We start from the raw sequence: 25301 nt of genomic DNA on the forward strand, positions 1-25301 counted from the left end.
AAAAGGGAAATAATGAAAATTTTTGATATGGTAATTATTGGTGCTGGCCCTGCAGGTATTGCAGCAGGAGTAGAAGCTAAAATAAAAAATAAAGAAGTTGCTGTTTTAGAAAAAGCTGATGCAATTTGTCAAACCTTAGTAAAATTTTACAAAGAAGGTAAAAGAGTAGATAAAGCTTACAAAGGTTGCGATAGTACAAATCATGGGCATATAAATTTTGAAGATGGAACAAGAGAAAGTACAATAGAAACTTTCCAAAATGCTATTAAAGAGCATAATCTTGAAGTAAAACTTTCTAGTGAAGTTGAAAGTGTTAAAAAAGATGGAGAAAATTTCATCGTTAGTACTGCAAATGAAAATTATATCTGCAAAAATGTAGTAGTTGCTATAGGTAGAATGGGCAAACCAAATAAACCAAGTTATATTTTACCTATAGCTTTAACCAAAATTATTAATTTTAATGCAAACTCAACTAGCCAAAATGAAAAAATTTTGGTAGTTGGCGGAGGGAATTCGGCTGCAGAATACGCTATAGATTTAGCTAAAAATAATGATGTTACACTTTGTTATAGAAGAGAAACTTTTTCAAGATTAAACGATATAAATCTTGAAGATTTACAAAAAGCATTTAATGAAGGTGCTATTAAAGCAAAACTTGGCATAGACATTATAAGTGTTGAAGATGAAAGCGGTAAAGCTAAAGTCAATTTTACTGATAATTCTAGTGAAATTTATGATCGCATAATTTATGCTATAGGTGGTTCTACTCCGCTTGATTTTTTACAAAAATGCTCTATAGAAGTTGATGAAAAAGGTGTGCCAAATTTTGATGAAAATAAAGAAAGCAATGTTAAAGGCTTATTTGTAGCAGGCGATATAGCAAGCAAAAACGGGGCTTCTATTGTAGTAGGTTTAAATGATGCATTTAAAATCTGCAATCATCTTTATAAATGCTAAAACTCTTTCAATATTCAAAAGGCTACCGCTATAATAACGATAGTCTTTTGCTTTTTGATTTTTTATCTAAATACAATTTAAAAGGAAATATTTTAGACATAGGATGTGGTTGTGGTATATTAGGACTTTTGGTAAAGCAAAAATTTCCAAATTCTAAAGTTTATATGCTAGATATTCAAGAACAAAATATCAAACTAAGCTATAAAAACGCCAAAGAAAATAAGCTTGAAATTCAAGGTATTTGTGAAGACTTTTTAAACTATAAAAGTGATATAAAATTTGATTTTTTAATCTCTAATCCTCCATTTTATAAAAAAAATACACAAAAAAGCCAAGATTTGCATCTATGTATATCAAGATATCAAGAATTTATGCCACTTGAGAAAATGTTTGCTAAAATAAATACTTTAATCAAGCCAAATGGCAGTTTTTTTATGTGTTATGAAGCTAGTTTTTTAGATGAAATTTGTGCTTATATAAAACAATTTAAACTAAAGCTAGTTTCACTTCAATGTGTTCATACTAATGCACAAACTAATGCAAGACTTGTTTTAATGTATATTAAAAAAAACAGCAAGAGTCCATGTGCTATAATGCCCACACTTTTTATGTATGAGAATAATATTTTAAATCCTAAAATTCAAGAAATATACAACGCTATAGGAACTATAAGTTATGATTTGTAAAAAAGGGTATGATTTTTCTTTTGATGAAAATGCTTGTGAAAAATGCGGTGGAAAATGTTGCATAGGAGATAGCGGGTATATATATGCTAGCAAGGAAGAATTAGAAGCGATAGCTAGTTTTTTAAATTTAGATTTTAAAACTTTTGCTAAAGATTATCTCATCAAAGTTGGATTTAAGTATAGTTTTAAAGAAGCTAGGTATGAAAATGGCTATCGTTGTATTTTTTTTGATACAATGTATAAAAAATGTTTAATTTATCAGCACAGACCAAAACAATGCAAAACTTTTCCATTTTGGGAATATTTTAAAATACACAAAGAGGAGCTACAAAAAGAATGTATAGGGGTTTGCTTTCACTAATTATCGTTTTTATTCTAACAAGCCTTGCTTTGGCAAAAAATGAAGATAAAATTTTACAAGCACTCATTTATGAAGAACATGGGCAATTTCAAAAAGCATGTAATATTTATACAAATTTATTTCACGAAAACAATGAAAGTATTTATTTGCAAAAGGCATTACTTTTAGCCTTAAGTAGTGATTTAAAACAAAAAAAAGAGCTTTTAAAAGCTTCTAAGGATTTTTTAGAACATACAGCCATTGCAAGATTAAACGCTTTATATTTTTTTGAGATAGGAGATTACAAACAAGCTGAAGCAATTCTTTACAAACTTATTAAAGAAGAGCAAGATTATAGAAATTATGAAATATTAGGCGATATTTTTGCTAAAAAAGCTTTATATACCAAAGCTTTAGAACAATACAATATTGCTTATAAACTTTTTGAGCATGAAAGCTTACTATTAAAAATAGTCGAAATAAATATAAAAAATAAAAATATTGATCAAGCAAAAAAAGCATTAGAAGACTTTAGTAAAAAATCAGGATGTACCTTTAAAACTTGCACCCTGCTTTTAAAAATTTATCAAGAACAAAAAAATAATAAAGCAAGTATTCAAATCCTTAAACAATTATATAAACTCCATAACGACATTAAATATATTTATGCCATCATAGAGCTTTTAGTGCAAGATAAAGACTACACACAAGCTTTAGATTTAACTCAAAAATATAATATTGATTCTGATACTAAAATTTTCTTATACACACAAACAAAAAACTATCAAAAAGCTTATGAAATAGCACTTAAACGCTACGAACTTAGCAAAGAAAAAAAATACCTTTCTATGGCTGGAATTTTAGAATTTGAAATCTATATGAATCCTAAAAGTAAAAAAATAACTGATCCTAAAAGATTAGCTTCTATTATAAAAAAATTTGAAAAAAGTGTAGATGTGCGTAGTGATGCACTATATCAAAACTATTATGGTTATACTCTAATTGAATATGATATTGATATAGCAAAAGGCATAGAATTAGTTAATTGGGCTTTAGAACAAGAACCAAAAAATTTATACTATCTTGATTCTTTAGCTTGGGGTTATTATAAACTTAAAGATTGTAAAAAAGCTTATGAAATTTTACAAAAAACATTTCATGATAAAGAATTTTCAAATTCAGATGAAAGCAAAGAACACTTAAAGGCTATAAAAAAATGTTTGAAAAAATAAATCTAAAAGATTATTTTTTCAAAGCACAAAAAATTTTAGAATCAAAAAAAGCTACTTTTTCCTATGATATGTTAGGCAGAAGTTTAGCTTCAAATGCTTTTTATCCTAAAGATATTTATACTCTTTTGATTGAAAAAAAACTTCCAAATTTTTTATATACCCAAGAATTAAATTTTAATAAAGATGATTTTGATGGCATTATCTTGCCAACAAGCCCTTTACTTAATCAAGACATACAAAATTTAAGCCTTTTTAGACGCTATCATGAAAAACCCATTATACAATTTGATTTTATATTTGATGAATATCAAATTTTAGAAAGTTTGGTCTATGGAGCTGATACTTTTATCATATTTCCTAAAATGTTAAAAATATTACAATTAAAAAAACTTTATAATTTTGCTATTCATCTTGGTTTAGAAGCCATATTTTATATAGAAAATAAAAAAGATTTAAACAATGCTATTTTAGCTGGTGCTAGAATTTTTTTAGTTAATGATGAAAAACTTCTACCTTTAATACCTAAAAACAAAGCCCTTATAAGCAAAAATATTAAAAATTTACATGCTTACATAAAGGAGAATTGATGGAATATCTATATGCACCTTGGAGAGATGTTTATTTTAATAACAAAAATAAAAATTTTTGTCCTTTTTGTCATTGCACTCAACATTTAGATCAAGATAAAGAACTTGGAGTGATTTTTAGAGCCAAAGAGTGTTTTGGCATTATGAATAAATACCCTTATAGTCCAGGCCATTTTATGATTATTCCCTATAATCATTTAGAAAATATCGAAGACTTGGAAGAAAATACTTGGATACAGATGAGTTATTTTGTAAGAATTGGCGTTAAGATTTTAAAACAAGAATTTCATGCTAAAGGTGTTAATATAGGTATGAATTTAGGCACTGCAGCAGGAGCTGGTATAGCAGTGCATTGTCATTATCATTTAATCCCAAGATGGCAAGGCGATACAAATTTCATCACAACCATAGGACAAACAAGAGTTTGCGGGAGTGATTTAGAAAAAATTTATATAACTTTATGTAAAGCATTTAAAGAATATGTATAAAGAAGTAAATTTTGAAAATTTTTTAAATTGTAATTTTGATTTATTGATTGATGCAAGAAGTCCTAGAGAGTATAACTTTGCTCATATTAAAAACGCTAAAAATTATTATGCTTTAAACGATGAAGAATTTGAAGAAATAGGAACTCTTTATAAAAGAAGTAAAGGACTAGCTAAAGCAAAAGGTGCTAGTTATATCTGCAAAAATATGAGTTATCATATCAATGAACTTTTTCAAAATTACAAAATAGGCTCATTGATTGGAATTTATTGTGCAAGAGGTGGAAAAAGATCTAAGGCTATTGCTTTGATTTTAGCAGAGCTTGGTTATAGAGTTATAAGGTTAGAGGGTGGATATAAAGCTTATAGAAGCTATGTAAGTGCATTTTTCCAAAAGGAATTAAATATTAAGTTTTTATGTCTTTGCGGTAATACAGCAAGCGGTAAAAGTGATTTAATCCAAACTTTAGATAATGCTTTAAATTTAGAAAAAATAGCAAACCATCAAGGGTCAAGTTTTGGTAAAATTCATGGAGAACAACCTAGTCAAAAAGCTTTTGAAGACGAATTGTTCTTTTTTTTAAAAGATTACCCTTATAAAACCTGTTTTATAGAGGCAGAAAGTAGGCAAATTGGTAATTTAACCCTGCCTTTAAATTTATACACTAGTATGCAAAATGCGAAAAAAATTTGGTGTGAATGTGATTTAAACTCACGCATACAAAGAGTTTTAAAAAACTACACTCCAATGGAAAAAGATACTTTCTTTAAATGTGTAGAAAAAATTAGTCCTTATATTAGCAAGGATTTCAAAATAAATCTTTGTAAAAATTTTGAAAATAATAATTTAAAAATTTGCATAAAAATGCTTTTTGAATATTATGATAAAGTTTATAAAAAGCCTAAAAAAATTGATTATTTTATTAATAGTTCTAATTTGGACGAGGCAAAAAAATATCTTATGAGTTTAAACTCATAAGATTATATTTACAAATACCATAAAAATAATACTTGAAAGAATTCCTGCAACTGGTAAAGTAATGATCCAAGCAAGCCCAATAGGCTTCATCATACTCCATTTAGCATCTTTATTAAATACCCCTATACCCAAAATTGCTCCGATTAAAATATGTGTTGAGCTAACTGGAATTCCAAGCTGGGTTGCTAAAAGTATCACAATACTCGCACCAAGCTCAGCACTAAAACCTGTAGTTGGTTTAATTTCAGCTAATTTTGAACCCACCGTTTGAATCACTTCTTTACCTAAAAACCAAAGCCCAATAACCAAAGCTATACCAAACATAAGCATTACAGCAAATGGCACTGGAGAACTAGGATTAATAGTATTATTTTTTAGCACATCTAAAATAGCAGCAAACGGCCCAAGAGCATTAGCTATATCATTAGCTCCATGTGAAAAGGCAAAGCTTGAGGCGGTAAAAATCTGAAACCATGAAAAAATCTTTTCTATAGTTTTATTAACTTGAGTTTTTTTCATAAGTCTTACTACTGCTAAGGTAACAATATAAGCAAAAATTGAAATGATAGAAACTATCCATAAATTTTGCATTACATCTAGTGTTGAAACTTTATTCAAGCCTTTAAATAAAAACATAGAAGCTATAATCAAAGCAGCAACACCAGCAATTAAAGGAACATGGAATTTCATTTTAGAGAAAACATCTATATTTTTTTCTTTTTCTTTTAACTCTTTAAGTTTTAACTGATATTGGCTTTTGTTTTCTTCATCATCTAAAACTATAGCACTGAGTTCTTTGATTTGTTCTTCTTGACTTTTGTTTTTTAAATTTATAAAGTATTCTTCTTTAAAAGCTTTTTTTTCTTTTTTTATCTCCTTTACAACAAGAGTGATTTCTTCAGATGGTTTTAATATCTTTTTATAAATATAAGCATAAATTAAATACGCTACAAGCCCACCAAGCAAAGGTGAAATTATCCAACTCATAGCTATTTTATAAATACCATTCCAATTTACCATTAAAAAAGCTTGATTTTGATCAAAAAATACAAAACCCATAGCAATACTTGAACCTACAATACCGCCTATAATACTATGAGTAGTCGATACTGGAAGTCCCTTTTTAGTTGCAATAAAAAGCCAAATTCCTGAACTTAATAAGGCTGAAAGCATTACACATACAAACACCATAGGATCAACACCATCAGGTAAAATTACTATACCACTTCTTATGGTATTAGTGACTTCTCCACCTGCAAATACAGCACCACTTAGCTCAAACACAGCAGCGATGATTAAGGCTTGCTTAATAGTAACTGTTTTAGCACCTACGCTAGTTCCAAAAGAATTTGCAACATCATTGCCTCCAACATTAAAAGCCATAAAAATTCCAAATACACTGGCAAGAATAAATAAAATCATAGAATTATTAGGGATATAATTATAACCCCACACAAAAAAACACAAAACACTCACAATAAAAATTAAAAATGCAATAGCATTATCTTTACTCAAGCATTCTCCTTAGAATTTATTTTGATGAATTAATTTTAGTAACTTTTACTTAGTTTTTTCTTTGATTTTTAAAAATTGCAAAGCTGATTTCACTGCTTGGATATAACTTTTTAGATTGATTTTTTCATTTTTATAAGCCCTATCATAAGCAGTGCCATGATCAACACTAGTACGAATAATAGGCAAATTTAAACTCACATTAATACTTTCATCAAAAAACAAAGCTTTCAAAGGTGCTAAAGCAACATCATGATACATACTTACCAAATACTTACATTTACTCAAAGCAAAGGGAGTAAATGCTGTATCAGCAACCAAAGGTTCGCTTAGAAAAATATCTTTTCTATTAGAGTGTTCTTTTTCTTTTTGATTTAAAAAATCTTCATTTTCTAAATTTTGTAAAAGTAAATCATCTTCTTTTAAAAATACATTTGCCATTCTTATAGCTTTTTTTATTTGCTTTTCTTCTTCTCCACCAATTACACCATTATCACTTGCATGCGGATTAAAACTTAATACTCCAATTTTTTCAAAAAAAGTGCATTGATAAAAACTAATCAAAAATTTAGCTAGTTTAAAAGCTTTAATTTGCCTATAAACCTCTCTTAAAGCTATATGTTCAGTATATAAAGCCACAAAAAGCTTATCACACCCTAGCATCATAATGGCATCTTGTTTAAAAAAATATCTCAAAGCTTCAGTATGTCCTTTATAATCTATACCCGCCATTTGCCAAGTTTTTTTATTAATCGGCAAAGTTACTAAAGCATCTAAAAACAAATTCGAACAATAACTAGCCCCCTCAAAACTTAAAAAAGAATAAGCCCCACTTTTAGCGTCTAAATTTGCAGGATTTAACTCAAAATCAAAATCAATTATTTTACTAGCTTGATATGAAAAATTATAAATTAAAAATTTTTCTTTTTCTTCTTTAAAACTAAATTGTGGCTTTGAAGCATTAGAAATTTCAACTAAATTGATTTTAGATTTAGGGTTTATTTTCAAAAGCTTACTTGCTTTTTGAAATAATTCATAATGCACAAAATAATAAGGCTCACAAATTTTTACTAACTCATCATGGCATTGTAGTAAAATTTGCATACCTATGCCATTTAAATCTCCTACACTAATAGCAATTTTTCTCATCTTTTAATCAAAGCTTTCATTTGCAATATAGCTTTTTCTAAGCCTACAAAAACAGATCTTGCTACTATGCTTTGACCTATATTTAACTCTTCTATTTCTAAAATATCTACAATATTTTTTACATTTTTATAATTAAGCCCATGTCCAGCAGCTACTCTTAAATTTAAACTCTTAGCTAAACTTGCACTTTGTTTTAATCTTTGGAGTTCATTTTTTAAAAGCTTTTTGAGTTCATTTTTACTTAAAATTAATTCAGATAATGCATAAGAAGTTTGATTGATATTAGTATATAAAGCATTATAAATATTAGCATATAATCCAGTATGAAGCTCTATAAAATCAGCATTTAAAGAAGATGATTTTTTAATATCTTCTAAATTTGGATCAATAAACAAAGAAACTTCAATCTGTTCTTGTTTTAAAGTATTAACCGCTTCTTGTAATTTTTCATTATGAAGATTCAATCCACCTTCTGTTGTAAGTTCTTGTCTTTTTTCAGGCACTAAAGTAACGCGTGAAGGTTTGTATTTTAAAGCATATTCTATCATATCTATAGAGCATTCAAGATTTACCATACATTTGCAGTATTTTAAGATATTTTCTAAATCTTGTTCATTAGTATGGCGACGATCTTCTCTTACATGAATGGTTATTTGATCAGCTAAATTTGCACTCAAAATAGCAGCTTCTAATAAATCAGGATCATTAACCTTTCTAGCCTCTCTTAAAACTGCTATATGATCGATATTAACCCCTAAAAGCATAAGTTTTCCTTATAAGTTTTTTAGCTATTATACTTTAATTTTTTTAAGGAGAGCTAGTGCTAGGTATTGATATAGGCTCAAACACCCTAAGAGCTGTTTTTATGGATGAGAATTTCAATAAATTAAAAAGCGAAGAATTTATCATAGCAACAGCTAAAAATATGCAAAATGGCTTAATAAGCAATGAAGCAATACAAAGATTATTTAATGCTTTAAAAATTTTAAATGATAAGTACGATCTAAGCAAAGCTATAGCAGTTGCTACAGCTGCTTTTAGAAAAGCAAAAAACACAGAAGATATTTTTATAAAAATTGAAAAAGAATTTAAACTTAAAATAAAACTCATTGATGCTAAAACCGAAGCAAGATTAAGTATTTTAGGTATGCAAGAGCGTCTTAAAACTCTTAAACTTTTTAGAAAAAATTCAAGTTATTGTGACTTAGGTGGTGCTTCATGTGAAATTTCAAATGATTATTTTAGTAAAAGCTATGATTTTGGTATTATTAGTTTTTATGAAAGAATGAATTTTAAAGCTATAAAACCAAATGCTTATGTGAATTTTTTTAAAAAACACCCAAAAAATCTTGCCTACATTAAAGATAAAAAACTTAAAATTCATTTTAGTTCTTATCCGGTGCATTTTAAACAAATTTTTTTCGAAGCTTTTAATATAACCAAAGAAGCTAAAAAGAATTTAAAAGGAAATTTTTTTGTATTAAATTCAGGTGTTCCTACTACACTTTGTGCTTATAAACAAAATATAAAATACAAAGACTACTTAGAAGAAAGTGTAAATGGTAAAATACTAAAGCGAAAAGATTTTTTTGATTTTGCATTAAAAATTTGGAATTTAGAGCAAGAAAAAGCTAAAATTTATCTTGGAGAAAATAGAAAAAAATACCTCATAGCAGGTTCGATGATACTTTTTGCTTTATTTACCAAGCAAAAACTAATCGTAATTGATGATGGAATTAGAGAAGGCGTGTGTATAGCACATTTTAAAAATATCAAATTTTAAAGGAGAAAAAATGAGTTTAAAAGATCAAATTTTAGAAGATATTAAAGAAGCTATGCGTAACAAAGATGATTTTAAAAGAAATACTTTACGAACGCTTAATGCTAGCTTTAAACAAATTGAAGTAGATGAAAGAATTACGCTTGATGATGAAAGAATTTATAAAATTATTGCAAGTGAAATTAAAAAAAGAAACGAAGCTGCACTTGCTTTTAGTAAAGGTGCAAGAGAAGATTTAGCACAAAAAGAACTTCAAGAAGTTGTTATTTTAAGCACATATTTACCAAAACAACTTAGCGATGAGGAATTAGAAAGTGAGCTAAAAAAACTCATAGAAAAATTGCAAATTAGCTCATTAAAAGAACAAGGTATTTTGATGAAAGAAGCTAAAACAATTTTTGGAGCAAGTGTTGATGGTAAAAGACTTAATGAAATGGTAAGAAAGCTTTTAGCATGAAAAAAATTTTAACGCTTTGTGCTATAGCTTTAAGCTCTTTTGCTTATACTCAATATGAACTACATCCTAGTTTTAAAGAATACTTTAAAAATTGTTCTTTACTTATGGATAAATATTATTATATTAATTGTTATGATTATAATTATAAAGGCACTAAAGCTATAGCTTATAAACTAAAAGCAAGTATTTTAAATCAAGGACACATCAAAAAACGCCCTAAATTTTCAGAAGATACAAATATACCTAAAAAATACAGAACTTATTGGGAGGATTATCTAAGAAGTGGCTATACAAGAGGGCATGTTGTACCAAATCAATCCATGAATGCAACCCCGCAAGCTCAGCTTAGTACTTTTTTAATGAGTAATATCACTCCACAAAAAAAAGATATTAACGCTGAAATTTGGAATGAAATCGAACAAAGAGAAAGATATTTAGCAAAGAAAAACAAAGAATTAGAAGTGCTAAATTTAGTTCTTTATGATGAAAAACCAAAACGCATAAAAAACAACATCGCAATACCTAGTTTTTATGTAAAAATACTTAAAGCAAAAAACTATGCAGAATGTTATAAAGTTCCAAATAATGATAATTTTGCAAGATTTGATAGAAATTATTTTAAAGAAGATTGTAAAAAATATATCAAGTATTAACACATTAATTTAAGTAAAAATTTATAAATATAATATTAACATACATAAAATTTTAGCTTAAAGGAACTACAATGTTAAAGCTATCTTCACGGGGGGGGGTGTGTTGGGGATCGAATAATCTTGATTTAACCTCTTCTTATAAAAAATTATCAAAACAAATTCTACTTTCAAATATAGTCGCTTCTTTACTTTTTTCATCTACATTTGCTTTACCTAGTGGAGGTAAATTTACTCATGGAACAACAGGAACTATAAACATTAATGGTAATACTATGAATATTAATGGTCATAAAGTTAGTTCTGTCATTCAATGGGGTGGTGGATTTAGTATTAATCAAGGTGAGAGTGTAAATTTTAATGGATCTAATAAAAACTATCTAAACATTGCTCATGGAACAAGTAAATCTACTATAGCTGGTTTATTAAATGCTAATGGTAATAATGTATTTTTAATCAATCCTAATGGAGTAATCATTACTAAAACAGGAACTATCAATGCTAATCGCTTTGTGGCTTCTACTTCATCTTTAAATAATGCAGATTATACAACATTTAAAAATTTAACTTATGAAAATGCTCATACTTTCTCACCTGTATTTAAACCTAATAAATTAGGTAATGTAGTTAATATGGGTAATATTAAAGCAAATAATGTATTGCTTATAGGTAATAAAGTAGATATACAAGGTGGTAAGCTAGGTAATGCTAATTCTACTACACACTTAGTAGGGAATAATGTATATATAGATGCAGATAGTGCTAATTTAAATTCAACTATAAATGTAACAGCTATACAAAATGGTTATATACAAAGACAAATGAATAAATTTGCTAATGATAATTATAATTTTACAAATAATGTAAATATAAATAAAGTAAATTATACAGATAGTGCTAATACTACTCATAATGGAATTTCTTCTAACTTCAAAAAAGTCCTAACTATAGGTAATATGGAAAATGAAAAAGCCAATGCTACAGAATGGTTTTACTTTGCTAAAGGGTGGAATGAAAGTATAGGTTATACACAAAGTGTTGATGAGTTTAGATTAGTAGGGAATGTGGATTTTAGTGGAAATCAAGGACAAAACTATGCTAATTATTGTATAGATGGTTTAGGTTGTACTTCTATGATAGTTGGCTTCTCTAATACTTTTGACAAAACCTTTGATGGACAAGGCTATACTTTAAAAAATATCAATATAGACACAAGTTCTTTAAACAATAAACCCTATTTTGTTGGTATATTTGGTTCTACTAATAATGCTACTTTTAAAAATATCAATGTAGATTATATGGGTGGTGGGATAAAGACTACTGATGGTGCGCGAGTTGGTGGTTTTGCTGGTTATGCTAGTGGAACCTTTAGTAATATTTCTTTAAATAATATAGGAAATATTAGTAATAGTGGTAAGTATGATAGCTATACTGGTGGTTTTGCTGGTTTTGCTTATGGAATCTTTAGTAATATTTCTTTAAATAATATAGGCAATATTAGTAGTAGTAATAGTTATGATGCTAGAGCTGGTGGTTTTGCTGGTAGTATTAACAGTTTTTTATCAATTACTTTCAAAAACATTTATATATTTTTTAATCCTAATATGAGTATAAGTATAGATGGAGGTAAATTCTTTGGTGATAAATATGGAAGTGCTAATCCTACCTTTGACAATGTCCATATCTATCATCATGTAAGTGATTTAACTAATGCAAATAATGATAATAGTTACTGGAATGATTTTAACACAAATGGCTATGTTAGTAATAAAATAAACATTCACACCTACAACAACTCAAACCAAGAAAGTGTCTATCAAGACTTTTTATCTAAAGCAAATACTATAAGCAGACCTACCCCACCAACTAATCCATCTAACCCAACTAATCCTGATGTAATCTTAGGTAGTGATGATGTAATTAGTGCAAATGATTTAGATACTTGGTTAGGAGAAATTCTTGCAGGTAATTACTGGATAGATATAAATGATCTTAATTCAATCAAAGGAATAAGTGAAGAACTAAAACAAAGTATATCTTTCCTAGAAGCCTTATATGGCCAAGAAGGTATGAAAGAAATACTAGAAGGTTTTGGTAATGACTATAAAACAAATTATAGAAATTATCAAAGATTTGCTACAAATAAAGCAAATCTTTTAGCCTTTATCAATGATAAATTAAAACCTTTAGTCAAACAATCTAACAAAGCCTTTATAGATTTAAAAACAGCTCAAGAACAATTAAAAACAGCTATAGCTAAATATAATGACTATGTTAAAAAAGTCAATGAAAATCCTAGCTTAAAAAATGATGCAACTTTAAATTCTTTAAAAGCTGAAGTAGATAGATTAAACAATCTTAGTAAAGAACTTTTTGCTAGTATAAATAATAATCAAGTATTATTACAAACTTGGCAAAACAAAACAAGCAATGATTCAAATAATCACTTTAAAATAATAGGTGAGTTTAAAAACTTAGCCTTACTTACACCTAATTTAGATGAAGTAATAGTTAATGGTAATGAAAATGAAGACTATAAAAAAGTATCACGCCAAGTAGCTAATGCTCAAAAACAAACACCTACTTTTGAATATGAAGAAAACGAAAAAGAAGAAGTAGAAGAAACAGCCCTAATGCTAATTTGTATAGTAAGTGATAATTTTAAAACTATGAATCCTTGTGTAGTTAGAAGTTTTTAAGCACACAAAATGTGTGCTTAAAATTATTCAACTTCAGCATCGATTACATCATCATCTTTTTTATTTTTATCATTAGCTGCATTTGACTCATCTTTTTTATACATATTTTCTGCCAATTTATGAGAAACTTCGCTCAAAGCTTTCATTTTGCTTTCTATTTCTTCTTTAGAAGCATTGGCATTTTTCAATGTTTCTTTTAAATCATCAAGTGCTTTTTGGATATTTGCTTTATCCTCATCGCTTACTTTATCTCCAAGTTCATTTAGTGATTTTTCTACTTGATGCACTAAACTATCTGCTGCATTTCTTGTTTCAACTGCTTCTTTGCGTTTTCTATCTTCTTCTTTATGAAGCTCTGCATCTTTTACCATATTATTAATTTCTTCTTCACTTAAACCACTTGAACCTGTGATTTTAATCTCTTGTGCTTTTCCTGTAGCTTTATCTTTAGCACTAACAGTTAAAATACCATTTGCATCTATATCAAAAGTAACTTCGATTTGTGGCATACCACGAGGTGCTGGTGGAATTCCCTCAAGATTGAAATTTCCTAAAGATTTATTATCTCTACTAAACTCTCTCTCACCTTGCAAAACATTGATAGTAACTGCACTTTGATTGTCTTCTGCGGTTGAAAAAACTTGTTCTTTTTTAGTTGGAATGGTTGTGCCTTTTTCGATGATTTTAGTCATAACTCCACCTAAAGTTTCAATACCCAAAGAAAGTGGAGTAACATCAAGTAAAAGCACATCTTTTACATCACCTTTAAGAACAGCACCTTGAATCGCCGCGCCAATTGCTACAACTTCATCAGGATTTACTGATTTATTTAAATCTTTTCCAAAAGCTTTTTTAACTTCTTCTTGAACTAATGGAACACGAGTAGAACCACCTACCATAACGATTTCTTTTATTTCGCTCTTATCAAGTCCAGCATCTTTTACAACTTCGTTAATTTTGCTAATAGTTTCAGCTACTAAAGAATCAATCATACCTTCAAATTTAGCTCTAGTTAATTTTTTAACTAAATGTTTTGGGCCACTTGCATCAGCTGTAATAAATGGTAAATTAATTTCAGTTTCATTTGCCGAACTTAATTCTTTTTTAGCATTTTCTGCAGCTTCTTTTAATCTTTGTAAAGCCATTACATCATTTTTAAGATCAATACCTGTTTCATTTTTAAATTCACTTGCTAAAAAGTCGATTAATTTATTATCAAAATCATCGCCACCTAAGAATGCATTACCACCAGTTGCTAAAACTTCAACAACATTATCTCCAGTTTCAAGCACGGTAACATCAAATGTTCCACCACCCAAATCATAAACTACGATTTTTTCACTTTCTTTTTTATCAAGTCCATAAGCTAAAGCTGCTGCGGTTGGTTCATTAATAATTCTGAGTACATTAAGCCCTGCAATTTGTCCTGCTTCTTTTGTTGCTTTTCTTTGAGCATCATTAAAATATGCAGGAACAGTGATAACCGCATCAACTACATTTTCACCTAAAAAAGCTTCTGCATCTTCTTTTAATTTTGTTAAAACTTTTGCTGAAATTTCTTGCGGAGTATAAATTTTACCTGCTATTTCAATAGCACAAGCACCATTTCTTTCTGTAATATGATAAGGCAGACGATTTTTAGCTTCTTTTGCCGCATCTTCATTTATCATTAAACCCATAATTCTTTTAATAGAATAAATAGTTTTTTCAGGATTAGTCACAGCTTGACGCTTAGCACTATCTCCAACTAAAACTTCACCCTTATCTGTAAAAGCAACTACTGAAGGAGTTGTGTTTTTACCTTCTTTATTTGGGATAACTTTACTCTCTCCTCTTTCATACACACTCACACAAGAGTTTGTTGTTCCTAAATCTATACCTATAACTTTTGACATTTTTTATCCTTTTTATTAAATTTTATTTTGCAACACTAACTTTAGCTGATCTTATCACTCTATCATTCATCATATAACCCTTTTGTAAAAGTTGAACGATATAGCCACTTTCATGTTCAGCACTTTCAACATGAAATATTGCTTCATGTAAATTTGGATCAAATTCACCATTTGCATCTATTGCCTTAACCATATGTTTTTCAAGCTTTTTCAAAAGCAAATCTAAAGTGTTTTGAACACCTTCTTTGATTTTTAAGCTAATTTCATCACTAGCTTCGACATTAATAGCTGCTTCAAGTGCATCCACTACATCAAGCAAATCTTTAGCAAAACTTTCATTTGCATAAATAGTTGCTGAAATTTTCTCTTTTTCCATTCTTTTTTTAATATTTTCAAATTCAGCATTTGCTCTTAAATAAGCATCTTTTAACTCATCATAATCTGCTTGAAGCTTTTCTAATTCATCATTTTGATTTTCTGAATTTTCTGCTGTTTCTTCTAGCATTTGTTCATTTTGCTTTTCTTCGCTCATGCAGCCTCCTTTATAATATTTAACATTGTTTTAAAGTCAGAATACACACTTCCTGCAAAAATAGCTTTTGCTTCTTTGCCTAAAAATGTGCTCTTAAGCTTTAACCCCATAAAGCCTTCTTCAAATAAGGGTTCAAATTGCAATTTACCATCAAAGTAAAACCCAATTTTTGGAGATAAAAGCTTAGCAAATTCATCATTTTGATAAATTTGATAAGCTTTGCTCTCATTATATCTATAATAAATCATAGATTGTTTTAGCATAGCTATTTTTTCTAACAATTCTTTAAACTCAATCCTAAATGCTAAATTTTCAATACTTTTTAAGTCAAGCCCAATAAGTCTTTGTAAAAAAATCAAACTATCTTGATTAAATTTTAATACAATCTCATTTTGTCCAAAATCAAGCACAATAAACTTATTATTTACCATATCAATATCTTGTAAAATAAGCTCATCACCACCATAAATTAATGCATAAATTTCAAATTTATCTAACAAAAACTTTAGTAAAGTAAGATCATTTATAATAAGCTCTTCTTCGCAAAGTTGCTCTTGCCAATAATATTTCATAGCATTAATAGTAGGTATACGACCACTACTAATATGAAGTTGTGTTATAACACCTTCATCACTTAATTTTTTAAAATAAACTCTTATAGTAGAAGCTGGTATTCTAACTTTATGATTTAACTCATTTGAACCTACAGGATTGTTTCCATTTAAATAGGTTTCAATGATAGTTTTTAAAATCAAATCTTTTTTATCGTAAGACTTCACTATAAAACCTTAAAAAATTATTTTCAGCACTCGTTGTTTTCAAGTGCTGAAAAGTATTATACAACTTTAGTATTATAATGTCAAGTTTTTTATAAATAAAATTATTTAAATTTATTTAGTCTATATAGCTAAAGTTTATTTAGTTATACATCTTAAATATTATAAATTCATTTTTTTAGTTATATTGAAAAATAATATGATATAATTACACTCAGTAATATAAAAAGGTTCAAAAATGAAAAATCTCACTATACAAGAAAAACAAGATTTGGATAATTATGTATTTTGTAATATAACAAGAAAAAAAATGGCTTTAAGTAGAATTTTAAAACTTTATTGTCTTAAATTCTTTAGGTTAGTTTTTTAACTTATACTTTCTCATATCTTTTTTGCTAAATGATAAATCTTTAAATTCAGGTGAAGAGATTAATTCCATACAAGCTTTATCTAAATTTTCCATTCCGCTTATTTGCATACTAGCTTGCAAATTTTCATCTAAATAAAGATCAAAAATAACGCAAGCTTTATTATTAATTTTATAAAGGATTTTTCCGCCTTTTTTTTCATCTAATTTATTATATACTTGCAATTTGCCATTTTTACTCATTTTTTTAATATCGTTTGTAAAAGATTGATTAAGTGTATAATAAATCATAAAATCACGCATAATATTTTTAATTTCAGCGATTTCTCTTCTTAGTTTTGATAAATCTTTAGTGTATAAACTTATAAATTGCGTATTTAAATACTCATTTAGGCTTTTTTTGTTTAAATTTTCACACAATGGATAAATTTTAACCACATAAACCTTATCTTTAGCAAGTACTATATCTACACAAGCTTGTTTGTTTTTTTTATATTCTAAAAATAAAGCTTGATTTGCATTTAAATTAAGAGTATTTTGCTTATTGTAAGCAAAATCGTTTAGGTCTTCATAAATATTCGCATAGACAAATATGCCTATAAAAGCTATAACTAAAAATCTCATTCAAATAAATCTTTGTGATGATTTTTTAAATATTCTACTACTTCTAAAATCTCATCAACGCCTTCTTTTTGAACATTTAAACAAACCTCATCAATACAATCTATATATATTTCTATTGCTTTTTCTAATTTTGCTCTTTTTACCCCAGCAAATAAAAGCATTGCCTCTAAAACTATACTTAATTCATATTGTAAATTTTCTATTTCTTCTTTAAGATTGTGATTTGCTTTCATTGTTTTCCTTTATTTCTTTGCTTTTAACTAAATCTACAAATTGAGCTTTTATAAAATCATAATTAGAGCTGTCTTTATATGCTGCAAACAAGCCACCACTAGCATTTTTATGCCCTCCTCCATTGACTAAATTTTTAGCCATTAAACTCACATCAATTTTATTATTTGCCCTAAAACTTAAAGTTTTTCTCGAACTAATATCTACAAAAAAATCAAAATCAGGATTTTGCATTAAAAAATCATTTCCAATTACTGAAGTATTACCTATATTTGAGGTAAGCAGTCCCTTTTGCCCTTTATAATATACACTGAATGTCTCCTTATTAGCACTTAATCTTTCTACTACGAATTTAGAAATTAAATTGCTTAAGGTGTCATTATTTTCTTTTTTGAAAAAAGATTTTTTTAAACCATGTAAATCATCATCTAAGCTAATATGAGCATTTTTTTGATGAATATAATTTTTCGAAACACTAAAAAGATAAAAAAGATATTCTATATTCTCTTGTGCAAACATCACTCTATTGATCTCTTTTGCACCTGAAACCATACTAAGTAAAACTTTACCAAGTTCAAAATTTTCATCTTCACTAAGCCAAATATCTACTGCATTTACTACATCTACAAATTCTGATAAAGCTTCATTTTTACCATAACATCTACTAAAAAAATCATAAACAATCTTAGTAGCACATCTTTTATCATCTAAAAAATACCAAGGATATTTTTGCATACATTCTAAACCACTTTGATGGTGATCTAAAAGCAAAAGTTTGATTTTTTTATCTTTTATGGTTTTTTGAAAGTCTTCACACTGACTTAAAGTCAAATTTAAATCTGTAATTAAAATCACAAATTCTTCATTAGGGTTTTCTTTTAATTCTTCTTCTATATTTTTAAAAATCACATTAAAATTTTCATTAATTTCTTTGCCATAGTTAGAATTATAAAAATAACAATTTTTAAAATAAAAATCCACCACATACTGACAAGCATAGCCATCTAAATCAGTATGCGAAAGATGATAAATTTTCATGCTCTATCCTTATAAATCATCAACTTTTATAATACCTTCTGTTTCAAATTTAGTATTTTCTGCAATCTCTGCAAAACTAAGCACGGTGATATTTACACCGAAATTTGAACAAATATCAGCAATAAATTTTCTAAGCTGTGGTTCAACACAAAGCAAGAAAGGTTTTATCCTTGTATTTGCTACACTTGCAAGTTCAGCCTTTAATGCCTCGACTAAAGCACCAGTTTGAGCTACATTTATCATCAAATGATACGAACCATCTTTAAATTGCACATGCTCCATTAATTTAGCAGCTGCAGCTGCATCAAAGATATAAAAACCAATTTGCCCTTTTTCATCTACATATAAATTTGTAATTACCCTTGCTAAAGAAGCTCTTACATGCTCTATAATCATATCCAAACTCTTACTAACTTCAGCTATATCACTAATGGATTCTAAAATTGTAAGCATATCTTTTATAGGAATATGTTCTTTAAGTAAAGCTTTTAATACTTTTTGAATTAAACCTATACTAGCAACTCTTAAACAATCATCTACCACAATAGGATAATCATTTTTAATCTTGTCTAGTAAATTTTGTACTTCTTGTTTAGTTAAAAGTTCTGAAGCATTAGCTTTTATAAGCTCACTCATATGGGTTGAAATCACACTTGCAGGATCAATTACTATATAGCCATTAAGTGTTGCTTCATCTTTCAAAGAAGCATCTATCCATAAAGCATCAGAATTAAAAGCAGGTTCTTTAGTAGCTATACCCTCAACAGGTTCAGTAATAAAACCACTATCCATAGCCAAATATTTATCAGGATAAATTTCAGCACTAGCTATACCTACACCTTTTAATTTGAAGGTATATTCATTTGGTTTTAATTGTAAATTATCCCTAATTCTAATTTTAGGCATTAAAAAGCCTAAACTTTGAGCTATGTTTCGTCTTGTTGATCTAATACGCTCTGTTAATTCACTCTCTGCTAACTTTATGAGTCCATAGCCTAATTCTAATTCTAGAATTTCTAATTTTAAAATATCAGTAATTTTATTTTCTTCCTCTTTTAATATTTCTTCTTCGCTACGTTTTTGAGGTTTAGCTTGGTCTTCTTCATTAGCTTCTTGGGATTTTTTACTAGAAATTGTATTAATTTGAATTTTACCCTCTTGAACTTGTTTTATAATATAACCAAGCCCTAAAAATACCAAAGCCATAAATCCTAAAGAAAAATGCGGTAATCCAGGAACCAAAGCAAAAATAAACAAAATAAATCCTACAATTAATAAAGTTTTATACTCTCCTAAAAGTTGATTAATAGAACCTTCAGCAAAATTATCTTCATCTTTACTAGCACGCGTAATAATAATAGCAGTTGCTGTTGAAGTTATAAGACCGGGGATTTGAGAAACAAGTCCATCACCTATCGTTAATATAGTATAAGTTGAAGCACATTGTCCAAGCTCCATATCATGCTGAAAATATCCTATCATAAATCCACCAATTAAATTTACAATAGTAATAATAATCCCAGCAACAGCATCTCCTTTAATAAATTTAGAAGAACCATCCATTGCTCCATAGAAATTTGCTTCGGCAATGATTTCTTGACGTCTTGCACGTGCAGTTTTTTCATCAATCAAACCTGCATTTAAATCTGCATCAATAGCCATTTGCTTACCTGGCATAGCATCGAGTGTAAATCTTGCCTGAACTTCAGAAACCCTTGTACTACCTTTGGTTACAACCATAAAATTAATCAAAACCAAAATACAAAAAACAACCATACCTATAACATAGTTTCCACCAACAACAAATTCTCCAAAGCTGGCAATTATATCACTTACCGCGGTTGGCCCTTGATGACCTTCACTTAAAATCATACGCGTTGTAGCAATATTAAGTGAAAGCCTAAAAAGAGTGATTATTAAAATTAAAGTTGGGAAAGTTGTTAAGTCTGTAGGTTTTGGTATATATAAGGAAATTAAAATAATTAAAACTGAAATTGCTATACTTAAAGCAAGAAAAAAATCTAAAACTATACTTGGCAAAGGAACTATAATAATAGCCAAAATTGCTATAATAACAGCTACTATAGTTAAGCTTTTTGCCTTTACTATGGGCGCAATAAGCGGTGCAATCCAAGGTAAAACCAAAGTAAAAATATTTCTTTTAGCCATTATTTTGAATAATATCCTCTAAAGTGATAGAAACTAAAAAGTCATCAATTTTATTTTGAAGTTTTACAAGTATTGGCATTATTTTACAATTTTCTTCTTTTTGTGAAGGACAAATTCCATTACTACATTCAAAAACATTAAAAGATTTTTTTTCTACGCTATTTATAATCTCTTTCAAAGTATATTCACTTGGTTTTTTTACTAATATAAATCCTCCCTTAGCGCCTTTGTAGGATTTTAAAAGTGTTTCTTTAGCTAAAGCTTGTAAAATTTTTGCTAAAAAACTTTTTGGAATATCTAAAGCAACTGACATAGTATCAACGTCTTGAGGTTTTTGAGATTTTGCTATATACATTAAAGATAACAAAGCATATTCACTAGCTTTTGTAAATAACACAATTATTCCTTTCTTAAAAATATTTCTACAAATTTATGAGTATTTAAAGTTATAATTAAATATTTTACATAAAGATATTTGGTATTATATCAAAACAAGTCTTGATAAAAATTAAATTCATTTATTTTATCTAAATTAAAAATTCAGCATATTTTTTGTTTTTTTAGATATAATTTTCCTTTCAAAAAATTAAATACCGCTCAGGAGGTCTATTATGGCTTTAGATTCGGCTAAAAAAGCAGAAATTGTTGCAAAATTTGCTAGAAAAGAAGGAGATACAGGTTCTCCAGAAGTTCAAATCGCTCTTTTAAGTGCGAGAATTTCAGATTTAACAGAACACTTAAAAATTTACAAAAAAGATTTTTCTTCTCGTTTGGGGCTTTTAAAACTTGTTGGTCAAAGAAAAAGACTCTTATCATATCTTAAGAGAAAAGATTACCAAATATATACTAAATTAATCAATGAGTTAAATTTAAGAGATAAATAAGCTAAATGCTTATTTATCTCTATGATTAAAATATTCTTTTCATTATTTATCTTGATTTTTTATTCTATTCTTAATTTAAGTTTTCTAAATTTCAAATCTTTATTCACAAGAGTTTCACAGTGTGATTTAACGATATAGATACCTAAAAATAGCACTTTAAGGTTTATGCTAAAAAATATTTTTCACATTTAAATTTATTGATTTTTAATGTTTTTTCACTTTTGCAATAAAAAATCCATCGGCATAATTATTTGGTAAAACTCTTTTTGCAAAAGACAAGTTAAATTTATTACTTTTTGCTTGAATAAATTCAACATAATCTAATTCAAAATCAACTAATTCTAGCTCAAAATTTTTATTTTTTAATGCATTTTCCAAAACTTCTTCATTTTCTTCTCTTAAAAATGTACAAGTACTATACACTAATTCTCCATCATGTTTTAAAGCCAGTAATGCCGAATGAAGTAATTTTTTTTGTAAATTTACAATTTTTTTAATTTCTTTAGTATTTTTTTGTATATCAAAACCCATTTTTGAAAAAGTCGAACAAGGTGCATCAAGTAAAATCTTATCAAATTTTAAAGGGCAAACCTTGCCTATGGTGCAAGCATCTTTTAAAAAACATTTTGCTATTTTAACTTGGTAATTTTCTAAGGTATTTTTTAAAGTAAAAAATCTAGTTTTAGATAATTCACAACTTGCTAAATAACCTTGATTTTGCATAAAATTGGCTAAATTTAGACTTTTACCACCAGGTGCTGCACACATATCCAAAACACTCTCTCCTGCTTTAACACCTAAGGTTTTTGCACATAAATAAGAAGAATAATTTTGAATATAAAACTTTCCTTCATTAAAAGCACTCATAGAGCTTAATTTACCTTTAAAAAAATATGGAATTTTATAACAGTATTTGTCAATTTTTTCAAATTCTATAGTTTCTTTTTTTAACAACTCTTCTAAATTGTCATTATCTATAAGCAAAGAATTTCTAAAAATATTTACATTTTTTTCTTGTTTAAAACTTTGAAGAATTTGTTCTTTTTGTTCTTTTGTATAAATCATATCTAAAGCTGTATTTAAATCAAATAAGGCCATAAAAATCCTTTAAAATTAAATACGCAGCTAAAGAATCAAGTTTTCCATCTTTTTTCTTTAGATTTGCAATTTTAAATTCTTGTGCTTTTTTAGAACTAAAACTTTCATCTACAAAAAATATTTCTTTGTCAAACTCAAGTAAAGAAACAAAATGTTTAATTCTTTTACACATTTCATCTTCACCTGATCCACCTATAGGAATCCCTACAACCAAAGTATTTATATCATATTCTTTAATGTACTTTCTGATCTCATTTGCAGCTTGATTACGATTTTTTCTTATAACAGCATCAAGTGGCATAGCTATAGTTTTATTTATACACAAAGCTAATCCTATACGTTTTAAACCAATATCTAAAGCTAAAGTTTTCACAAACAAGCCCTTATTTTTACCCCAAAAATTTCTACTAAACCTTCAAGCTCATACTCATAAACCCTATCACCAAATTTTTGTAAAACCTTTTCTAGATTGTCTTCGTATTTTAAAAAATTTAATAAATCATCTTGTTTTTGATCTTGATGAATTGTTCCAAACATACTTACAAAATCTTCAAAATTATGAATTAAATTTGCTTTTTTTGTAGCTAAAAGCAAATTTGTCCCTTCGCTTTCATTTTTTCTATGAGGTAAAACATAGATAGGTTTATTCATACCTAATGCAAGTCTTGCACTTTGCATAGATCCACTTTTTAAATCCGCTTGTGCTATTATAACAACTTCGCTTAAAGCTATAATAAGTCTATTTCTTAGTAAAAAATCATAAGGTTTTGCTTTATAATTTGGCTCATTCTCACTTAATGCTAAAGCATTTCTATAAATATTTAAAATATCATTAGTGTTAGCTTTTGGATAAATCTCATCAAGTCCATTAGCAAAAACAGCTATGGTTTGTGGATAGGCAATTTTTGCTGCCTGAATATCTACCCCTAAAGCTCCACCACTTACTACACAAACATTATTTTTTTTTAATAAAGATACTAGTTCTACAATACAATTTTTAGTATAAATGCTCATTTTTCTAGAGCCTATAATAGCAACTTTTCTAGTACTTAAAAGCTCTAGATTGCCTTTATAATAAATCCTAGAAGGTGGATCTAAAAGACCTTCAAAACCATCAATGTTTTCAATAAATTTCATTTAAATACACAAGTTCGACTAAATTTAGCAAATCTTTACTTTGAACCAAAGCTTCAAAAGTTTTTTCTCTTGGATGACCTATGGCTATTGCAAAACCTTTTTTTCTAGCCTCATTTATAGCTTGTTTTAGTTGATTTTTAATATAAGTTACATTATCTTCATTATCTAAAAATACATCTCTTGCTATATATGGTTGTTTAAATTTATTTGCTAAAATTTTAGCCTTAGAATTTCCTATAGTTCTTGAATCCACAAAGATAAATTTATTTTCTTTAAAAGCTACAAATAGCTTTTCCATAGCACTTTTATCTGCTGTAAATAAACTACCTGTGTGATTATTGATAAATTTAACATTAGGAAACTGTTCTTTTATATAAAAAATTCGTTGAGTTATTTTTTTTGTATTATCACTAGGATGTAAGGTATTTAATTCTACTTTATCGTAATTTATAGCAGCTAAAGGTAGATGAACCATAAAAAAATCAAAATCTTTAGCAAATTCAGCTGTGTAAGGATGATTCTTATCAGGTGGAAAAAATGATGGTATTAGTTTTAAATTGGTTTTTTTAAGCATATCTACATGAGTATGACTTGCCATATCATCTATAATAATAGCTAAACGGGGTTTTAATTTTTTTTCTATACTTTTAGTTTTATTATTATCTTTTTGTATATTTGTGATATTTTGGTCTTTGCTTGTATTTAACTCAATAAAATCTAAAATTGTAGTTTTATTATCTTCTTTAGTATGATTTAAATCGGTTTTTATATTTTTTAAATTTAAAATTTCACTAATGTTTTTATCTAAAAAATCTAATTCTTCATCCTTCAAACTGAAATTTATATCATTGAGATTAAGATCATTGTTTTGCTCTAGTAATGGTAAAACTTCTTTTTTTTCTGTTGTTTGATTGTGTTCTAAGATTTTACTTTCTTCTTTTTTTAAAAATAAAGCTCCAAAAGCAAAAAGAAAAATTCCTAATACAATAAGACAAAGTGCTAAAAGCACTTTGTATTTTTTATCTATAGTTTTCAAA

The 25301-nt window shown here is 27.6% G+C and carries 28 protein-coding genes; 13 read left to right on the forward strand and 15 right to left on the reverse strand.

Annotated elements, in window-relative coordinates; genetic code table 11:
- The first annotated feature begins 12 nt into the window (after positions 1–12).
- Genes CAQ16704_RS04565 through mnmH form a run of 7 tightly spaced genes read left to right on the forward strand, consistent with a single transcriptional unit; the run spans position 13 to position 5266 of the window.
- Complete coding sequence (locus CAQ16704_RS04565) at positions 13–957, forward strand: NAD(P)-binding domain-containing protein (RefSeq protein WP_039667081.1); 945 nt, start codon at positions 13–15, stop codon at positions 955–957.
- On the forward strand, positions 951–1643 hold the full coding sequence (locus tag CAQ16704_RS04570; protein ID WP_039667082.1) for a tRNA1(Val) (adenine(37)-N6)-methyltransferase: 693 nt from the start codon (positions 951–953) through the stop codon (positions 1641–1643). Before CAQ16704_RS04565 ends, CAQ16704_RS04570 begins: the two co-directional genes overlap by 7 nt.
- The gene (locus CAQ16704_RS04575) at positions 1633–2004 is read left to right on the forward strand and encodes a YkgJ family cysteine cluster protein (RefSeq protein ID WP_039667083.1); all 372 of its coding nucleotides are present in this window, start codon (positions 1633–1635) and stop codon (positions 2002–2004) included. Before CAQ16704_RS04570 ends, CAQ16704_RS04575 begins: the two co-directional genes overlap by 11 nt.
- Positions 1980–3215: a tetratricopeptide repeat protein gene (locus CAQ16704_RS04580; RefSeq protein ID WP_039667084.1), complete on the forward strand. Its 1236-nt coding sequence runs from the start codon at positions 1980–1982 to the stop codon at positions 3213–3215. The genes CAQ16704_RS04575 and CAQ16704_RS04580 overlap by 25 nt, the downstream gene beginning before the upstream one ends.
- Positions 3200–3802, forward strand: a complete 603-nt coding sequence (locus tag CAQ16704_RS04585; RefSeq protein ID WP_052245002.1) for a hypothetical protein — start codon at positions 3200–3202, stop codon at positions 3800–3802. The genes CAQ16704_RS04580 and CAQ16704_RS04585 overlap by 16 nt, the downstream gene beginning before the upstream one ends.
- Positions 3802–4290, forward strand: a complete 489-nt coding sequence (locus tag CAQ16704_RS04590; RefSeq protein ID WP_039667085.1) for an HIT family hydrolase, FHIT branch — start codon at positions 3802–3804, stop codon at positions 4288–4290. Before CAQ16704_RS04585 ends, CAQ16704_RS04590 begins: the two co-directional genes overlap by 1 nt.
- Positions 4283–5266 carry a tRNA 2-selenouridine(34) synthase MnmH gene (gene mnmH / locus CAQ16704_RS04595; RefSeq protein WP_039667086.1) on the forward strand — a complete coding sequence of 328 codons (984 nt, stop codon included), beginning with the start codon at positions 4283–4285 and terminating at the stop codon, positions 5264–5266. The genes CAQ16704_RS04590 and mnmH overlap by 8 nt, the downstream gene beginning before the upstream one ends.
- On the opposite strand, the gene CAQ16704_RS04600 is transcribed toward mnmH, so the two are convergent.
- From CAQ16704_RS04600 to CAQ16704_RS04610, 3 genes are read right to left on the reverse strand one after another with little or no spacing between them, the layout of a single operon-like run.
- Positions 5261–6781, reverse strand: coding sequence for an inorganic phosphate transporter (locus CAQ16704_RS04600; RefSeq protein ID WP_039667087.1), 1521 nt, complete (start codon positions 6779–6781; stop codon positions 5261–5263). The two genes, mnmH and CAQ16704_RS04600, sit on opposite strands and share 6 nt — an antisense overlap.
- 45 nt (positions 6782–6826) lie before the next feature.
- On the reverse strand, positions 6827–7927 hold the full coding sequence (gene pdxA / locus CAQ16704_RS04605) for a 4-hydroxythreonine-4-phosphate dehydrogenase (protein ID WP_039667088.1): 1101 nt from the start codon (positions 7925–7927) through the stop codon (positions 6827–6829).
- The gene (locus CAQ16704_RS04610) at positions 7924–8691 is read right to left on the reverse strand and encodes a pyridoxine 5'-phosphate synthase (RefSeq protein ID WP_039667089.1); all 768 of its coding nucleotides are present in this window, start codon (positions 8689–8691) and stop codon (positions 7924–7926) included. Before CAQ16704_RS04610 ends, pdxA begins: the two co-directional genes overlap by 4 nt.
- A gap of 56 nt (positions 8692–8747) precedes the next feature.
- Between CAQ16704_RS04610 and CAQ16704_RS04615 the strand changes: the two genes are divergently transcribed.
- The 4 genes from CAQ16704_RS04615 to CAQ16704_RS07985 all read left to right on the forward strand — a co-directional run bounded on the left by CAQ16704_RS04615 (position 8748) and on the right by CAQ16704_RS07985 (position 13513).
- Positions 8748–9710 (forward strand): exopolyphosphatase, Ppx/GppA family, encoded by a 963-nt coding sequence (locus CAQ16704_RS04615; RefSeq protein ID WP_039667090.1) that lies wholly within the window; start codon positions 8748–8750, stop codon positions 9708–9710.
- A 10-nt stretch (positions 9711–9720) separates the two neighbouring features.
- Entirely contained in the window at positions 9721–10164 is a 444-nt protein-coding gene (locus tag CAQ16704_RS04620; protein WP_039667091.1) for a GatB/YqeY domain-containing protein, read from the forward strand.
- Positions 10161–10817 (forward strand): DNA/RNA endonuclease G, encoded by a 657-nt coding sequence (locus CAQ16704_RS04625; RefSeq protein WP_039667092.1) that lies wholly within the window; start codon positions 10161–10163, stop codon positions 10815–10817. The genes CAQ16704_RS04620 and CAQ16704_RS04625 overlap by 4 nt, the downstream gene beginning before the upstream one ends.
- Before the next feature lie 71 nt (positions 10818–10888).
- On the forward strand, positions 10889–13513 hold the full coding sequence (locus CAQ16704_RS07985; RefSeq protein WP_052245003.1) for a two-partner secretion domain-containing protein: 2625 nt from the start codon (positions 10889–10891) through the stop codon (positions 13511–13513).
- Positions 13514–13536: 23 nt separating this feature from the next.
- On the opposite strand, the gene dnaK is transcribed toward CAQ16704_RS07985, so the two are convergent.
- Genes dnaK through CAQ16704_RS04645 form a run of 3 tightly spaced genes read right to left on the reverse strand, consistent with a single transcriptional unit; the run spans position 13537 to position 16719 of the window.
- Entirely contained in the window at positions 13537–15408 is a 1872-nt protein-coding gene (dnaK, locus tag CAQ16704_RS04635) for a molecular chaperone DnaK (protein ID WP_039667093.1), read from the reverse strand.
- 22 nt (positions 15409–15430) lie between these two features.
- Entirely contained in the window at positions 15431–15940 is a 510-nt protein-coding gene (gene grpE / locus CAQ16704_RS04640; RefSeq protein ID WP_039667094.1) for a nucleotide exchange factor GrpE, read from the reverse strand.
- Entirely contained in the window at positions 15937–16719 is a 783-nt protein-coding gene (locus CAQ16704_RS04645; RefSeq protein ID WP_039667095.1) for an HrcA family transcriptional regulator, read from the reverse strand. The genes grpE and CAQ16704_RS04645 overlap by 4 nt, the downstream gene beginning before the upstream one ends.
- 235 nt (positions 16720–16954) lie before the next feature.
- Between CAQ16704_RS04645 and CAQ16704_RS08520 the strand changes: the two genes are divergently transcribed.
- A complete protein-coding gene (locus CAQ16704_RS08520; protein ID WP_256375726.1) occupies positions 16955–17086 on the forward strand; it encodes a hypothetical protein in 132 nt (43 codons plus the stop codon).
- Here CAQ16704_RS08520 and CAQ16704_RS04650 read toward each other — a convergent pair.
- The 5 genes from CAQ16704_RS04650 to CAQ16704_RS04670 are packed head-to-tail and all read right to left on the reverse strand — an operon-like array spanning position 17075 to position 21542.
- Positions 17075–17707 carry a hypothetical protein gene (locus CAQ16704_RS04650; RefSeq protein WP_039667096.1) on the reverse strand — a complete coding sequence of 211 codons (633 nt, stop codon included), beginning with the start codon at positions 17705–17707 and terminating at the stop codon, positions 17075–17077. The genes CAQ16704_RS08520 and CAQ16704_RS04650 overlap by 12 nt on opposite strands.
- A complete protein-coding gene (locus CAQ16704_RS04655; protein ID WP_039667097.1) occupies positions 17704–17940 on the reverse strand; it encodes a hypothetical protein in 237 nt (78 codons plus the stop codon). Before CAQ16704_RS04655 ends, CAQ16704_RS04650 begins: the two co-directional genes overlap by 4 nt.
- The gene (locus CAQ16704_RS04660) at positions 17918–18976 is read right to left on the reverse strand and encodes a DHH family phosphoesterase (RefSeq protein ID WP_039667098.1); all 1059 of its coding nucleotides are present in this window, start codon (positions 18974–18976) and stop codon (positions 17918–17920) included. Before CAQ16704_RS04660 ends, CAQ16704_RS04655 begins: the two co-directional genes overlap by 23 nt.
- Positions 18977–18985: 9 nt before the next feature.
- Positions 18986–21145, reverse strand: coding sequence for a flagellar biosynthesis protein FlhA (gene flhA / locus CAQ16704_RS04665; RefSeq protein ID WP_039667099.1), 2160 nt, complete (start codon positions 21143–21145; stop codon positions 18986–18988).
- Entirely contained in the window at positions 21138–21542 is a 405-nt protein-coding gene (locus tag CAQ16704_RS04670; protein WP_039667100.1) for an Rrf2 family transcriptional regulator, read from the reverse strand. Before CAQ16704_RS04670 ends, flhA begins: the two co-directional genes overlap by 8 nt.
- A gap of 214 nt (positions 21543–21756) precedes the next feature.
- Between CAQ16704_RS04670 and rpsO the strand changes: the two genes are divergently transcribed.
- On the forward strand, positions 21757–22029 hold the full coding sequence (rpsO, locus tag CAQ16704_RS04675) for a 30S ribosomal protein S15 (RefSeq protein ID WP_039667101.1): 273 nt from the start codon (positions 21757–21759) through the stop codon (positions 22027–22029).
- Between the two features lie 204 nt (positions 22030–22233).
- On the opposite strand, the gene CAQ16704_RS04680 is transcribed toward rpsO, so the two are convergent.
- From CAQ16704_RS04680 to CAQ16704_RS04695, 4 genes are read right to left on the reverse strand one after another with little or no spacing between them, the layout of a single operon-like run.
- Positions 22234–23127, reverse strand: coding sequence for an RsmB/NOP family class I SAM-dependent RNA methyltransferase (locus CAQ16704_RS04680; protein ID WP_052245004.1), 894 nt, complete (start codon positions 23125–23127; stop codon positions 22234–22236).
- Positions 23114–23500, reverse strand: a complete 387-nt coding sequence (gene ruvX, locus CAQ16704_RS04685) for a Holliday junction resolvase RuvX (RefSeq protein WP_039667102.1) — start codon at positions 23498–23500, stop codon at positions 23114–23116. Before ruvX ends, CAQ16704_RS04680 begins: the two co-directional genes overlap by 14 nt.
- Positions 23497–24264, reverse strand: a complete 768-nt coding sequence (locus tag CAQ16704_RS04690; protein WP_039667103.1) for a DNA-processing protein DprA — start codon at positions 24262–24264, stop codon at positions 23497–23499. The genes ruvX and CAQ16704_RS04690 overlap by 4 nt, the downstream gene beginning before the upstream one ends.
- Complete coding sequence (locus CAQ16704_RS04695) at positions 24251–25300, reverse strand: divergent polysaccharide deacetylase family protein (RefSeq protein ID WP_148308476.1); 1050 nt, start codon at positions 25298–25300, stop codon at positions 24251–24253. The genes CAQ16704_RS04690 and CAQ16704_RS04695 overlap by 14 nt, the downstream gene beginning before the upstream one ends.
- Position 25301 lies beyond the last annotated feature (1 nt).

This window comes from Campylobacter sp. RM16704 (assembly GCF_000816245.1).
GTDB lineage: Bacteria > Campylobacterota > Campylobacteria > Campylobacterales > Campylobacteraceae > Campylobacter_D.

What these genes read in the sequence shown, in the direction of transcription:
- CAQ16704_RS04655 (WP_039667097.1), bottom strand. Translation starts at nt 17,940, where the DNA reads ATGAAAGCAAATCACAATCTTAAAGAAGAAATAGAAAATTTACAATAT.
- pdxA (WP_039667088.1), bottom strand. Translation starts at nt 7,927, where the DNA reads ATGAGAAAAATTGCTATTAGTGTAGGAGATTTAAATGGCATAGGTATG.
- CAQ16704_RS04690 (WP_039667103.1), bottom strand. Translation starts at nt 24,264, where the DNA reads ATGAAATTTATTGAAAACATTGATGGTTTTGAAGGTCTTTTAGATCCA.
- CAQ16704_RS04565 (WP_039667081.1), top strand. Translation starts at nt 13, where the DNA reads ATGAAAATTTTTGATATGGTAATTATTGGTGCTGGCCCTGCAGGTATT.
- dnaK (WP_039667093.1), bottom strand. Translation starts at nt 15,408, where the DNA reads ATGTCAAAAGTTATAGGTATAGATTTAGGAACAACAAACTCTTGTGTG.
- CAQ16704_RS04650 (WP_039667096.1), bottom strand. Translation starts at nt 17,707, where the DNA reads ATGAGATTTTTAGTTATAGCTTTTATAGGCATATTTGTCTATGCGAAT.
- CAQ16704_RS04590 (WP_039667085.1), top strand. Translation starts at nt 3,802, where the DNA reads ATGGAATATCTATATGCACCTTGGAGAGATGTTTATTTTAATAACAAA.
- CAQ16704_RS04570 (WP_039667082.1), top strand. Translation starts at nt 951, where the DNA reads ATGCTAAAACTCTTTCAATATTCAAAAGGCTACCGCTATAATAACGAT.
- CAQ16704_RS07985 (WP_052245003.1), top strand. Translation starts at nt 10,889, where the DNA reads ATGTTAAAGCTATCTTCACGGGGGGGGGTGTGTTGGGGATCGAATAAT.
- mnmH (WP_039667086.1), top strand. Translation starts at nt 4,283, where the DNA reads ATGTATAAAGAAGTAAATTTTGAAAATTTTTTAAATTGTAATTTTGAT.
- CAQ16704_RS04625 (WP_039667092.1), top strand. Translation starts at nt 10,161, where the DNA reads ATGAAAAAAATTTTAACGCTTTGTGCTATAGCTTTAAGCTCTTTTGCT.
- CAQ16704_RS04680 (WP_052245004.1), bottom strand. Translation starts at nt 23,127, where the DNA reads ATGGCCTTATTTGATTTAAATACAGCTTTAGATATGATTTATACAAAA.
- CAQ16704_RS04575 (WP_039667083.1), top strand. Translation starts at nt 1,633, where the DNA reads ATGATTTGTAAAAAAGGGTATGATTTTTCTTTTGATGAAAATGCTTGT.
- CAQ16704_RS04580 (WP_039667084.1), top strand. Translation starts at nt 1,980, where the DNA reads ATGTATAGGGGTTTGCTTTCACTAATTATCGTTTTTATTCTAACAAGC.
- rpsO (WP_039667101.1), top strand. Translation starts at nt 21,757, where the DNA reads ATGGCTTTAGATTCGGCTAAAAAAGCAGAAATTGTTGCAAAATTTGCT.
- flhA (WP_039667099.1), bottom strand. Translation starts at nt 21,145, where the DNA reads ATGGCTAAAAGAAATATTTTTACTTTGGTTTTACCTTGGATTGCACCG.
- CAQ16704_RS04610 (WP_039667089.1), bottom strand. Translation starts at nt 8,691, where the DNA reads ATGCTTTTAGGGGTTAATATCGATCATATAGCAGTTTTAAGAGAGGCT.
- CAQ16704_RS04620 (WP_039667091.1), top strand. Translation starts at nt 9,721, where the DNA reads ATGAGTTTAAAAGATCAAATTTTAGAAGATATTAAAGAAGCTATGCGT.
- CAQ16704_RS08520 (WP_256375726.1), top strand. Translation starts at nt 16,955, where the DNA reads ATGAAAAATCTCACTATACAAGAAAAACAAGATTTGGATAATTATGTA.
- grpE (WP_039667094.1), bottom strand. Translation starts at nt 15,940, where the DNA reads ATGAGCGAAGAAAAGCAAAATGAACAAATGCTAGAAGAAACAGCAGAA.
- CAQ16704_RS04660 (WP_039667098.1), bottom strand. Translation starts at nt 18,976, where the DNA reads ATGAAAATTTATCATCTTTCGCATACTGATTTAGATGGCTATGCTTGT.
- CAQ16704_RS04585 (WP_052245002.1), top strand. Translation starts at nt 3,200, where the DNA reads ATGTTTGAAAAAATAAATCTAAAAGATTATTTTTTCAAAGCACAAAAA.